At 59.9% G+C, this 12,539-nt stretch carries 12 protein-coding genes and 1 pseudogene; 3 read left to right on the plus strand and 10 right to left on the minus strand.

Annotated features, from left to right (window positions below; genetic code table 11):
* The 5 genes from AAFO90_RS17600 to hmgA all read right to left on the minus strand — a co-directional run bounded on the left by AAFO90_RS17600 (position 1) and on the right by hmgA (position 5,812).
* Positions 1-1,614, minus strand: coding sequence for an FAD-dependent oxidoreductase (locus tag AAFO90_RS17600; protein ID WP_347510202.1), 1,614 nt, complete (start codon positions 1,612-1,614; stop codon positions 1-3).
* Positions 1,615-1,816: 202 nt separating this feature from the next.
* Positions 1,817-2,767 carry an MBL fold metallo-hydrolase gene (locus AAFO90_RS17605; RefSeq protein ID WP_347510203.1) on the minus strand — a complete coding sequence of 317 codons (951 nt, stop codon included), beginning with the start codon at positions 2,765-2,767 and terminating at the stop codon, positions 1,817-1,819.
* A 4-nt stretch (positions 2,768-2,771) separates the two neighbouring features.
* The gene (locus tag AAFO90_RS17610; protein ID WP_347510204.1) at positions 2,772-3,128 is read right to left on the minus strand and encodes a VOC family protein; all 357 of its coding nucleotides are present in this window, start codon (positions 3,126-3,128) and stop codon (positions 2,772-2,774) included.
* A gap of 3 nt (positions 3,129-3,131) precedes the next feature.
* Complete coding sequence (fahA, locus tag AAFO90_RS17615) at positions 3,132-4,388, minus strand: fumarylacetoacetase (protein ID WP_347510205.1); 1,257 nt, start codon at positions 4,386-4,388, stop codon at positions 3,132-3,134.
* 68 nt (positions 4,389-4,456) lie between these two features.
* Positions 4,457-5,812: a homogentisate 1,2-dioxygenase gene (gene hmgA / locus AAFO90_RS17620; protein ID WP_274835523.1), complete on the minus strand. Its 1,356-nt coding sequence runs from the start codon at positions 5,810-5,812 to the stop codon at positions 4,457-4,459.
* A gap of 71 nt (positions 5,813-5,883) precedes the next feature.
* Here hmgA and AAFO90_RS17625 point away from each other — a divergent pair, with 71 nt between their 5' ends.
* Together AAFO90_RS17625 and AAFO90_RS17630 are read left to right on the plus strand one after the other, a co-directional pair.
* Entirely contained in the window at positions 5,884-6,324 is a 441-nt protein-coding gene (locus AAFO90_RS17625) for a MarR family transcriptional regulator (protein WP_065273598.1), read from the plus strand.
* Between the two features lie 89 nt (positions 6,325-6,413).
* Positions 6,414-7,640, plus strand: coding sequence for an adenylate/guanylate cyclase domain-containing protein (locus tag AAFO90_RS17630; protein WP_347510206.1), 1,227 nt, complete (start codon positions 6,414-6,416; stop codon positions 7,638-7,640).
* A gap of 42 nt (positions 7,641-7,682) precedes the next feature.
* Here the strand turns inward: AAFO90_RS17630 and AAFO90_RS17635 are convergent, their stop codons facing one another.
* The 4 genes from AAFO90_RS17635 to rplS form a co-directional block, all read right to left on the minus strand.
* Positions 7,683-8,492 (minus strand): division plane positioning ATPase MipZ, encoded by an 810-nt coding sequence (locus tag AAFO90_RS17635; protein ID WP_065271575.1) that lies wholly within the window; start codon positions 8,490-8,492, stop codon positions 7,683-7,685.
* A gap of 193 nt (positions 8,493-8,685) precedes the next feature.
* Entirely contained in the window at positions 8,686-10,326 is a 1,641-nt protein-coding gene (locus AAFO90_RS17640) for a sulfotransferase (protein WP_347510207.1), read from the minus strand.
* Positions 10,327-10,609: 283 nt separating this feature from the next.
* Complete coding sequence (rpmE, locus tag AAFO90_RS17645; protein WP_274830325.1) at positions 10,610-10,831, minus strand: 50S ribosomal protein L31; 222 nt, start codon at positions 10,829-10,831, stop codon at positions 10,610-10,612.
* An 11-nt stretch (positions 10,832-10,842) separates the two neighbouring features.
* Positions 10,843-11,214: a 50S ribosomal protein L19 gene (gene rplS, locus AAFO90_RS17650; protein ID WP_065273597.1), complete on the minus strand. Its 372-nt coding sequence runs from the start codon at positions 11,212-11,214 to the stop codon at positions 10,843-10,845.
* A gap of 403 nt (positions 11,215-11,617) precedes the next feature.
* Between rplS and AAFO90_RS17655 the strand changes: the two genes are divergently transcribed.
* Complete coding sequence (locus AAFO90_RS17655; RefSeq protein ID WP_347510208.1) at positions 11,618-12,472, plus strand: hypothetical protein; 855 nt, start codon at positions 11,618-11,620, stop codon at positions 12,470-12,472.
* On the opposite strand, the pseudogene AAFO90_RS17660 reads toward AAFO90_RS17655, so the two are convergent.
* Positions 12,447-12,539, minus strand: a pseudogene (locus AAFO90_RS17660) (IS5/IS1182 family transposase); the annotation flags it as partial. The gene AAFO90_RS17655 and the pseudogene AAFO90_RS17660 overlap by 26 nt on opposite strands.

Here is a 12,539-nt window from a genome sequence, read left to right on the forward strand (position 1 = left end):
TTACTCCTTGCCCACGGCGCGGCGGATGGCGGCGCGGAACTGGTTGTCGTCATAGGAGGGGCGGCGGGCGGCCACATGCTGATCCGGACGGATCAGGTAGACGCCGCTGGCATTGTCGCCGAGGTAGCGTTCCTTCAGGGCCAGGGTGCGATCGTCCTTGACCGACAGCGCCAGCCGGGTGACTTCGATACCGTCTTCCTCAATCAGATCGGGGGCCTCGGCGTCGATGGTCAGCAGGGTGAACTTGTCCGCCAGTTTCGGCAGCAGGAACTCATCACCAAGCGGCGCATCGGGGCAGGGTGATCCGGGGCGGGTGCGCTCCGGCCCGTCTGGCAGCGCATCGGCGGAGTTCAGGTGCGATCCGTCATAGGTGCAAGGCACCGACAGGCGGCCCGAGTTCACCAGAGGGCGGGCGAATTCGAAATGTTCGCTGAGGTCCAGAACCGCATCGCGCAGCACGCGGGACATTTCCGATTTCGGGGTGATGAAATCGGTGGAGCGGCTGGAGTTCAGGATATTCTCGTCGGCGCCATAGACCCGTTCCTGATCATAGCTGTCGAGCAGGCTTTCGGGCGCCTTGCCTTCCATCACCAGTTTCAGCTTCCAGCACAGGTTATCGGTGTCCTGCAGACCCGAGTTGGCACCGCGCGCCCCAAAGGGAGAGACCTGATGCGCTGCATCGCCCGCGAACAGCACGCGGCCATGACGGAAGTTTTCCATCCGGCGGCACTGGAAGGTATAGATCGACACCCATTCCAGTTCGAATTTCACATCCTCGCCCAGCATTTCCTTGAGGCGGGGAATGACGTTCTCGGGGCGTTTCTCGCGCTCCTTGTCGATGTCCCAGCCCAGCTGCAGGTCGATGCGCCAGACGCCATCGGGCTGTTTGTGCAACAGCGCCGATTGGCCCTTGTTGAAGGGGGGATCGAACCAGAACCAGCGTTCGGTGGGGAAGTCGGCCTCCATCACCACATCGGCGATCAGGAAGTTGTCCTCGAACACGCGGCCAACGAAATCGAGCCCCAGCATCTGCCGGGTCGGAGAGCCGGCGCCATCGCAGGCGATCAGCCAGTCTGCCTCGATATTGTAAGAGCCTTCGGGCGTGTCGATTTCCAGCGTCACGTGATCGGGGTGGGTGCCGATGGCAGAGACCTTGTTGCGGCCGCGGATCTCGATCGGGGCGCCTTCGGCCTGCAATTCCTTGACCCGGTTCACCAGGTATTCTTCGAAATAATACTGTTGCAGGTTGATGAAGGCCGGACGTTTGTGGCCTTGCTCCGGCAGCAGGTTGAATTCGTAGACCTGACGATCATCGAAGAAGACCTTGCCAATGTTCCACTGCACGCCCTTGTCCACCATCGGCTGACCGCAGCCCAGCCGGTCGAGGATTTCCAGCGGCCGTTTGGCGAAACAGATCGCGCGCGAGCCGAAGCTGACCTTGTCGTTGTCATCGAGGATTACCGCCTCGATGCCTTGCTGGGCCAGGTCGATGGCGGCGGCAAGGCCGACCGGGCCTGCGCCAATGATCACCACCTTGCGCCGCACCGGCGCCGGGGCGTCCTGATCCGCATGGCGTTCATACGGGTACAGGGGCACTTCAAAGATCTTGTTCATCTGGTGTCCTCCCAAAGGGTGCCGCTTGGCATAGCTTCTCCGGTTCCCGGCCATGGAGTTGGCCGGGAGGCTGTTGTCATCGTCTCATGTCTTTGTGCGGGGCGGTACGATCTGGATCAAACCGCCCCACAGGTTGGATGGAACCCGGGGCTCCGCCCGTTCGCGGCTCAATCGCTCCACTGGAGCGATTGCGGAACGCCGCTCACCCCTGCAGGGCGTCCCACATTTCCAGATCGCGCTGGGCGGTCCAGATGCGGGGGGTGTCAATACCGCGGGCCTCGTCATAGGCGCGGGCGACGTTGAAGGGCAGGCAGTGTTCGTAGATCGCGTAGTCCTTGAACTTGGGATCGCATTCTTCGCGCACCGCGTCCCAGGCCTCTTTCAGGGTGCCGTTGCGGGCAGCCACGCGGGCGGCGGGGCGATAGGTACTCTCAACGAAATCACGGGTGTTCTCGATGGCCGCGTTGACCATTTCCTTGCCGACCAGCGCATCCCCGCGGCCCGGCGCGATGGCGTCGACGTCGAAGGATTTGATGGCGTCCAGCGTGTCGCCCCAGTCGCTGAAGTGACCGTCGCCGCAATAGCAGGCCGAGTGGTATTCCACGATATCGCCGGTGAACATGACGTTCTGATCCGGCACGTGGATGACGATGTCGCCTGCGGTATGGGCGCGGCCCAGATGCATCAGATCAACGCGGCGGTTGCCCAGGTAGACGGTCATGTCTTCCGAGAAGGTGGTGGTGGGATAGGTCAGGCCCGGAATGCTTTCGTGACCTTCGAACAGGCGCGGGAAGCGCTGGAATTCGCTGTCCCAGTCTTCCTGACCGCGTTCAACGACCATGGCGCGGGCGGCATCGCCCATGATGATCTGCTGCGCACCAAAGGCCGAGGCGCCCAGAACCCGCACCGCGTGATAGTGGGTCAGCGCCACATGGGTGATCGGCTTGTCCGTCACCGAGCGCACGCATTCGATCACCTTTTTCGCCAGACGCGGGGTGGCCTGCGCCTCCACGATCATCACCGAGTCATCGCCGATGATCACGCCCGAGTTCGGATCGCCCTCGGCGGTGAAGGCGTAAAGGCCCTCGCCCACTTCGGTGAAGCTGATCTTCTTTTCCGTCATGTCGCCTTGCGACGCGAATGCCTTTGCCATGTGTTCAGTCCTTTTGCAGAAACTCAAGCCGGTTGCCGAATGGATCTTCGGCGAAGAACCGGCGTCGGCTTTCTATTGTGTCATCCCATCGCGGTGATTGGCCGGTGGCCGTGATCCGCGCCGCGATGGTGTCGATGTCGTCTACTGCAAAGCCCGGATGGGCTTTGCGCGCAGGGGTGAACCCCTCTTCCACGCCCAGATGCAGCTCGGAACCGGCCAGGGACAGCCACAGGCCGCCACGCGCTTTCAGCGCTTCCGGCTTTTCGATCTCGGCCAGTCCAAGGCCCTCACACCAAAAGGCGCGGGCCTTGGCCTCTCCATCCTTGGGGATGGCAATCTGGATATGATCGAGGGCGATCACGGTCTAGCGCTTATAGGGATCGTCCAGCGCGGGCAGGATCTTGCCCGCACATTCGCCGAACCCGATGGTGTAGCCATCGCCCTTGGCTGCGCCTTTCAAGGTCAGCGTGTCGCCATCGACGATAAAGGAACGTTCCTCGCCAGTCTCCAGCGTCACCGGCTCCTTGCCGCCCCAGCTGAGTTCCAGAAGCGAGCCGCGGCTTTCCTTGGTCTCGCCCGAGATGGTGCCGGAGCCAAGCAGGTCACCCGCATTCATCGGGCAGCCCGAGGTGGTATGATGGGCCAGCTGCTGCGCGGCGGAATAGTACATTTCCTTGTAGTTGGTGCGCACGATGGTGCTGGCGTCCTTGCCCTCTGGTGCCATGGTCACCTCCAGATCGATGTCATAAAGCATCGGACCGCAGTCCTTGAGGTGATCCAGCAGCTCCACTTCGCGCGCGGGCGTGTCGCAGCGGAAGGGTTCCAGCGCCGCCTTGGTCACGATCCAGGGGCTGACGGTGGTGGCGGTCGCCTTGGCCTGAAACGGGCCAAGCGGCTGGTATTCCCAGGCCTGGATGTCGCGCGCTGACCAGTCGTTCAGCAGCACGTAGCCAAAGATATTGTCGTCCGCTTCCTGCACGGTGATCGGACCTTCGGAGGGAACGCCGACGATGGCACCCATTTCCAGCTCGATGTCGAAACGCGCGCAGGGCGCCCAGCGGGGGGCGTCGTCATTCGGGCCTTTCAGCTGGCCCCAGGGGCGGCGCACATCGGTGCCGGACACCACGACCGAGGAGGCGCGGCCATTATAACCGATCGGGATGTGCAGCCAGTTCGGCGGCAGCGCGTTTTCCGGGCCGCGGAACATGGTGCCGACGTTCATGGCGTGATGCTTGCCGGCATAAAAGTCGGTGTATTCGCTGACCATGAAGGGCATATGCATCTGCGCCTCGGCCTGCGGCACCAGCAGCGGTTCGACCTTGGCCTGCTCGGCGGCGCCTTCGGACAGAAGCGCGGTCAGACGGTTGCGCAGGGCGGTCCAGACGGCGGGACCTTCTTCCATCAGGTCGTTCCAGAAGGGGACCTCGAACAGGGCGTAATCGGTCAGGTCGATAAGGCCTGCCTCTTCGGCGGCCTGCATATCAAGGATCATGTCGCCGATGGCGACGCCGCAGCGCGGGTCTTCGTCACCGACAGAGAAGACGCCGTAGGGCAGGTTGTTCAGCGGAAAGGGCGTGTCGGCGGAATTGGCCGAGGCGACCCAGGATTTCAAAAGGGGCATGGTGTCTCCCAAAACGTTATGTGCAGGCGCCGGGATCACCCCGGCGCAAAACGGCTGTGGCTACAGGCTTACTTCAGGCCCGGCGTGCCGTCGAATTTCTTTTCGATATCGGACCAGCAGTCGATGTAATCGTCCTGCAGCGGCGCCTCCTTGGCGGCGAATTCGGTCAGGTGCTGCGGGAAGCGGGTTTCGAACATGAAGGACATGGTGTTTTCCAGCTTCTCCGGGCCAAGGTTCGAGTTCGACGCGCCCTCAAATGCGTTCTTGTCCGGCCCGTGCGGCAGCATCATGTTGTGCAGGGACATGCCGCCGGGGATGAAGCCCTGCGGCTTGGCATCATACTGGCCGTAGATGTTGCCCATCAGCTCGGACATGATGTTCTTGTGATACCACGGCGGGCGGAAGGTGTTCTCGGCCACCATCCAGCGTTCGCGGAACAGCACGAAATCGATATTCGCGGTGCCCGGCTGGCCCGAGGGCGCGGTCAGCACGGTGAAGATCGACGGATCCGGGTGGTCGAACAGGATGGCGCCGACCGGGCAATAGGTGCGCAGGTCGTATTTCACCGGCGCATAGTTGCCGTGCCAAGCGACCACATCCAGCGGCGAATGGCCAATCTTGGTCTCGTGGAACTGGCCACACCATTTGATGGTCACGGTAGAGGGCACTTCGCGGTCCTCAAACGCCGCCACGGGCGCCTTGAAGTCGCGCGGGTTGGCCATGCAGTTTGCGCCGATCGGGCCACGGCCCGGCAGTTCGAACTTCTGACCGTAGTTTTCGCAGACAAAACCGCGTGCGGGACCTTCCAGAACTTCGACCCGATAGAGCAGGCCGCGCGGCAGGATGGCGATTTCCTTCGGCTCCAGATCGATGATGCCCAGCTCGGTGCAGAAACGCAGGCGGCCCTCCTGCGGGACGACCAAGAGCTCACTGTCGGCCGAGAAGAAATAGCTGTCTTTCATCGATTCGGTGACAAGATAGACATGGCTGGCCATGCCGACCTGGGTGTTCACATCGCCTGCGGTGGTCATGGTGCGCATGCCGGTAAGCCAGGTCAGCGGCTCGCCGCCGTGGGCCACCGGATCCCAGCGATACTGACCGAGCGAGGTCACATCGGGATCGACGCAGGGCGCGGATTTCCAATAGGGCAGGTCGATCTTTTCATACCGGTGCGAGTGCTTCACCGAAGGGCGGATGCGGTAGCACCAGGTGCGCTCGACGCGCTCGGCGGTGAAAGCGGTGCCGCTCAGCTGCTCACCATAAAGACCGTAATTGCATTTCTGCGGGCTGTTCATGCCCTGGGGCAGGGCGCCGGGCAGAGCCTCGGTTTCATAGTCGTTGCCAAAGCCGGGCATATAGCCCTCGTGCGGGCCAGCAAGCGAAGGGGCCTGGATCATCTCATGGGGATTTGTGGGTCGATTCATGGCGCGTTCCTCCTTTTCCGCTTGCCGGGGTAATAGTTGATTTTGTAACTAACAAGGGTATGGAGGGGCAAATGACCGAAAAAGATGATTTCGCTTTGCAGGATTTCCTGCCGTTCCTGCTGAACCGTGCGGCCGAGGAAAGCTCGCTTGCCTTTCAGTCCTATTACAAGAACCGTTATGGGATGCTGCGCAACGAATGGCGGGTGCTGTTTCACCTTGGCACCTATGGCACCATGACGGCCAAGGAGATCGGTCAGCGCGCCAAGATCCACAAGACCAAGATCAGCCGGGCGGTGGCAAAGCTAACCGAGCGCCGTTTCATCACCCGCAACAGGGATACGGCGGACCGGCGGTCGGAGCACCTGAAGCTGACCCCGGCGGGGGAGGCGGCTTATCGCGACCTGCGCGGGCAGGCGGCAAGCTATGACAAGCAGTTGGCGGCCCGGTTCAGCCCAGAAGAGGAACAAACCCTGCGGCGCATGTTGCGTCAGTTGGCTGGAATCGAGGAATAGACATTCGGGCTTCGGCACCCCAGATACTGCCGGACACAGAGAGTGCCGGATACTGGCAAAACACCCGCGCAAACCGAGGACCCTTTCCCGTGGATCAGACAGACAGCCGAGCCCCCGCCTTGATCTCCTGGCTGACCGAGCAAGGGCTGCGCAGCCATGAGCGCGAAGGTTTCCTGCAGGCGTTTTGCGAGCAGATGGTCGCCCTCGGCATGCCCCTATGGCGGTTTCATCTGGCGCAACGCGCCTTTCACCCGCAGTTCGGCGGGATCGGGTTCAGCTGGACCCGCACTGGCGGGATGTCTCAGGAACGCTACGAGCACCGGCAGGCCCCGCGCGATGCCTGGCTGCAAAGCCCGCTGTTCCATCTTCTGGCTGAGGATCTGGAGGAGTTCCGCTCGGATCTGAATGATCAGCATGTCGTCCGTTTTCCGATGTTGGGGGATCTGCGGGCGCAGAGCGTGACCGACTATTTCGCCTTTGGCCTGCGTTTTTCCGACGAAAAGGTCCCGCTGGATCCCAGCAGGCCCTCCGAAGGGGTGTTGATTTCCCTGAGCAGCGATCACCCGGACGGTTTCAGCGAACGCGATCTGTCCTTGCTGCGCAGTATCGCGCCGCATTTGGGTCTGGCGCTGAAATCGATGTCTAACCAGCAGATGGCCAAGGATCTGTTGCAGGTCTATCTGGGGCGCGATGCCGGGCGGCGGGTGCTGTCTGGCGAAATCCAGCGCGGGTCGTCGGACCGGATCAACGCGGTCATCTGCCTGTTCGATCTCAAAGGCTTTACCAGCCTCGCCGAGCAGGTGCCGGGCCCCGAGGTGATCGACATGCTGAACGATTACTTCGGCATTGCCGTGACCGTGATCCAGTCCCACGGGGGCAATATCCTGAAGTTCATGGGCGATGGGATGCTAACGATGTTCAACCTCGGCTCGCTCAGCAAGGACGCCAAGGCGGCTTTGGATGCGGCGAGTGAGCTGCGTCAGAAGATCCGCCTGCGCAATATCGAGCGGGCCGAGGCAGGGCTGCCTGCGCCGGGTTTCACTCTGGCGCTGCACGCCGGGGACATTCTTTATGGCAATATCGGTTCGGAAAACCGGCTGGATTTCACCGTGATCGGGCCGATCGTCAACCAGACGGCGCGGATTTCCGGCTTGCACCACTCGGTCGGGCAAAGCGTGATCCTGTCACAGGAGGTGCAGCGCGCCGGGGCGGAGGCGGGGCACGATCTGGTGTCTCTCGGCCGCTACATGCTGCGCAGCGTGGCCGAGCCGATCGAGTTGTTCACCATCTACGAGACGCTGAATCAGCCTCGGTAAGGACTGATCCGGCGCCAAAGAGGGGAGCGAGCCGGGCAGGACTCAGATATTGATCTCGACGCCCGGCAGGTTCAGTTCTTTCATCATGTCCCGCAGCTCTTGCCGGGCCGCGATGTTGGAGATGTTCAGCTGTTTGACGCCCACGTCCTTGAGATCCAGCAGAGTCAGGCCGCGCGGGAAGAGTTCGCGGAAAATCACCCGCTCTGAAAAACCGGGGGCGACGCGGAAGCCGATCCGTTTGGACAGCATGTTGATGGCGCGCTCCATCTTTTCCTTATTGACCATGCGCTGGGTGCCGACGCGGTTGCGGATGACGATCCAGTCGATGGGTTTCAGCCCGGCCTGCGCCCGCAACTGGCGCGCATTCCAGACCATTTCCGAATAGACCGACGGGCCGGTGATCTTGTCGCCCTTGTCATCGGTATGGGCCAGCAGGTCGAAATCGACGAAACTATCGTTCAGCGGCGTGATCAGCGTATCGGCCAGCGAATGTGCCACTTGGCTCAGCCGGGTGTGCGAGCCGGGACAGTCGATCAGGATGAAATCATTGTCCGGCTCCAGGCTGGAGACGGCCGCCGACAGACGGTGATCATAGATGTTTTCACCCGGTTGCAGGCTGTCGGGGTCAATGTCCGGCAATTCGTGCAGATCGACAATCGGCAGTTCCAGCCCGGCCTGGGTCATGAAGGCCTTGCGGTTCTCCAGATACCGACCAAGCGAGCGTTGCCGCAGATCCAGATCCAGCGCCGCCACCTTGTGCCCCAGCCGTGCCAGAGCGGTTGCCACATGCATGGAGACGGTGGATTTCCCCGCACCGCCCTTTTCGTTGCCGACGACAATGATATGCGCCATTCAATGATCCCTTTGGTTCCCCGCGCCGCGGGAGCGATTTTCTGCGGACTATAGACAGTGCCCGAATCAATGAAAAGCGTTGAACTACCCCAATTAGAGCCTGATTTTTGCCGCATCAGGCGGGGGCAGCAGTGCAGCTGATGCACTGCCGCAGGATGCCATGTGTTAATTGGAACACTTCGTTCCGGCGCTGCTACAGCCCCAATTGGTTCAACTGCTCGAATGCCGAGGAGAGACGTGCCTCGTGGGGCAGCCAGTCCGGGGTCGAGCGGTGATAGATCGGCTGTCGCGCCTGCTGCAACGATGCCGTTTGAATGGCGCTCTCACGGTTTTCTGGATGCAGGCAGTCATCGGACCATTCCAGCCCGCAGAAATCCACCAATGGCCGGATGTGCTCTTCGGGATCTTTCGTGAGCGCGTGATAGTCCAGTTGATGGATCTGGTCCGGAAACAGCCGCATCCAGTGTTGCATCAGGTCCCGCGTTAGAGCCTGATATTGGGCAATGTCGCTGGGATCATAGCTGAACCCATTGCCGCTGCCGAGAAAGCAGACCTTATAAAGAGACCAGAGCTGATCATGGGGCGGGCGCGTGGTGTAGACGATCCGTGCTTCAGGGAAGGCTGCCAGAAGGCCGCCGACCCAGCGAAAGTTCAATGGCATCTTGTCAATCACAACCGAAGCGCCATCTGCGTGCCCCTGCATGGCCTGGCCAACGGCGTCTCGCAGGGCTTCTGCGTGAGCCTGGGTGAATTCTGATTGCTGCTCGGCATTCATCTGCTTCATCAGCTTGGCCATGGCAGTCGTGGGGTATTGCAATTCCCCAGCGCCTGCCACGCTGTTGCAGCCGCATAGGATGCGCTCAGTTACAGTCGTGCCCGAGCGCGGCAGTCCGACAATGAAAATCGGTCGAAAGCCGAGTTCTGATGTGGCAACCGGCGCTGGTTGGTCAAAAATGTGCTTCAGGTATGCAAATCTGGCTTCGTCCGTTTCGATCGAATATCTGATCGTTTGCTTTTTGAGGCTGTTGCCTCGTTCCAGATTCTCAAACGCGGCGTCATACTGCTTGGCATCATTCAGAGCCTTGTAGACTGCAAAGCGCAGTTCGAATTCTGCGTTGGGACTCATTTTATTTTCATCCAAAAGCTTTTGCATGTCCTTTAGGTGGGGGGCATCACTATCGTAGGTGATAAGCTCGGACAGGGAACGGTGCGCGGGCGTCAGCCAAGGGTTCAGATCCAGAGCGTTCTGAAAGTGCTGCTTTGCAGCATCTTTTTCGTTTTCGGATAACGCAATGTGGCCAAGCTGATATTGTGCTTCTTCACCCTCTGGTGACGCTAGCGTCACCGCATTTAAGCAAACCTTCGCCTCGGTCAGACGGTCAAGGCGGTGCAATGACTCGCCCAGAGCGTTGAGCAATTTATCGGTGACCGGATTGTGCTCGATAAGAGCCGAGACGATATGCACGGCTTCCGCGTAGTGACCCTGTGCATTCAAAGACTTGGCCAGTGCTCCTCCCGCCTCCAGGTTGGTCGGATCCAGAGTCACGGCTTGGCTCAGGTGTTCGGTGGCGCGTTCGAAGTAACTGAGTTGAAGAAGTGTAATGCCGATATTGAAATGCCCGATGGCGGGATTGCCTCCAGCCTCCAGGCTGCGTTTGAAGAATTCAAGTGCGCCTGACAGGTTGCCTTGGGACTTCAGGCACGCGCCCTGCAAATCCAGCAATGGGACCAAGTCGGGGGAGCGTTTCGCCAGAGCTTGTGCTTTGGACAGGGCGTCTGAGATCCTGCCTTCTCGGAAAAGAGTAACAGCCGCAGTGACTTCCGATTGGCTCACGGGGGTTCCATGCTCTCGATTTCCCGCTAACGCCTCGGGGAGGTTTTTGATGCGGGAAGGGCTGGATTGGGAGAGCATTGCCTGTGGCCTTTCATTTCGGTGTTTCCACGATTCCGAAAAACTGTGCCTCAAAATGCTTATCAATTTGAAAAGATTTTAAAATTCGCACTCGGGTTTTGTGCGGTTGCCGTCTTGCTTGTATTCACGCCTTAAAAACAAAATCTTGAAAGCAAAAAACCGCCCCAAAAGGAGCGGTTTTTCGTTTCGAAACCGATAGTTGGTCTTAGAAGCCCAGACCTTCGTATTTCTTTTTGAACTTGGACACGCGGCCACCGGCGTCCATCAGGCGGGTCGAACCGCCGGTCCATGCGGGGTGCACGGAGGGGTCGATGTCCAGCGACAGCTGGTCGCCTTCTTTGCCCCAGGTGGAACGCATCTTGATGACGGTACCGTCGGTCATTTTGACGTCGATGAAGTGGTAGTCGGGATGGGTGTCGGCTTTCATGATACCACTCCTTACGCTTTGGCTTTGTAGTTTGCGTCTTCAGCGATACGGGCGGATTTGCCGCGACGCGAACGCAGGTAGTACAGCTTGGAACGACGCACGCGGCCACGGCGCACGACGGTGATGCTGTCGATGTTGGTCGAATGCAGCGGGAACACACGCTCCACGCCTTCGCCAAACGAAATCTTGCGGACGGTGAAGGAACCGGCGATGCCAGAACCGTTCTTGCGGCTGATGCAGACGCCTTCGTAGTTCTGAACACGGCTACGCGAGCCTTCGGTCACTTTGTAGCCGACGCGGATGGTGTCACCGGCTTTGAAATCGGGGATCTCTTTCCCCAGGGCGGCAACTTGTTCCGCCTCCAGCTGTGCGATCAGGTCCATCTGATCTTCTCCTATTTTGCTCGTGGTTGTTCCACGAAGTTTTGCGCGGATATGAGAGCTCTTGGTCTTCACCGGGTCCCGCTTGTGCAGCCCGCCAGAGATCACACCGATCGTTCCTGAGTGCCGATCCGCGCCCTGTCAGATGACCGAAGAAGGTCAGGCAGGATATGCGCACATAGGCAAAACGCCCGGAACCGAATCCGGTACCAGACGAGCGGCTTTTAGGCCTGTGGCGCCAATGTTTCAAGGGAATTGTGGCGTAACCCCACTTCTGTGAAACGCTTTTGTTTTGCTCGCCGGGGCTTATGGGGCTACCGTTTGGGGGAATTGATAGATCAAGTTGTTGCGGCGGCTCTTTCTGGCCGTGCTGTTTAAATGTGCCTCATGGGTAGGAGGAGTGACCATGCCTTTCAAAAAGCTGGATATTTTCAATAGTGAACAAAGCTACAAGGCGGAGCTGAAGAAGGAACTCAAAAAGCTCGACGCGAGCCTGAGCGAGTTTCATTACTACGATCAGGTGGCGCTCAATGGCGCGCCGCAGACTATTCTGGTGGTCGGAGAGACCGCCGCGCCGTTGCTGAAAGAGCTGAAAGCCAAGGCCAAGACGCACGCCGTCGGCCGCTGTTTTGTTGAGGATGGCACCCTGAAGCTGAGCCCGGTCAAGGGCAAGATTCTGGAAAAGAATCTGAAGCCGGTCATGAAGGGCACGCAGTTCGCCTATAAGATCGTGGACGCGGATGTGGACGCTGGCGGGGCGGACAGCGCCGATGGTAAGTTCGAAAAACGGCTGCAGGCTGTGGTGTCGCGGTTTGACAAGATCAAGGGCAAGATCACCGACGAGGAACGCAAGGAGCTGCGCATCCTGTTCGGCCAGATTGAGGAGCAGAAGGATAGCGCGGTGGACAAGGCAGCCGCGATCTTGAGCAAACTCAACACCCGGATGGAAGAGCTGATTGGCCTGATCGGCGGCGGATCGGAGGCGTCGCGCGAAGAGGTCAACGCCAAGACCCGGCTGAAGGCAACCACGGCCCGCTTTGACAAGGTCAAAGGCAAGATCATGGACGACGAGCGCAAGGCGCTGCGTCAGCATTTCGCAGCCGTCGTCGAGCATTTCAAAAAGGGTGAATGGGCCGACGGACAGAAACGGTTGGAGCAGCTCGACAAGGAAATGGTCGGCTATGTGAAGGAGGCGCTGGCCTCTGAGAGTCTGATTCAAAACTTTTCGAGTGAATTCATTGTCTTGCGAGCATCCGCGTGACGCGGCGGATGTGTGCGATTGTGACCCAAGCTGCCGCGCTGGCGATGGATTTTTCCCAATCCTTCGA

The organism is Phaeobacter sp. CAU 1743 (genome assembly GCF_039839315.1).
GTDB lineage: Bacteria > Pseudomonadota > Alphaproteobacteria > Rhodobacterales > Rhodobacteraceae > Phycobacter > Phycobacter gallaeciensis_A.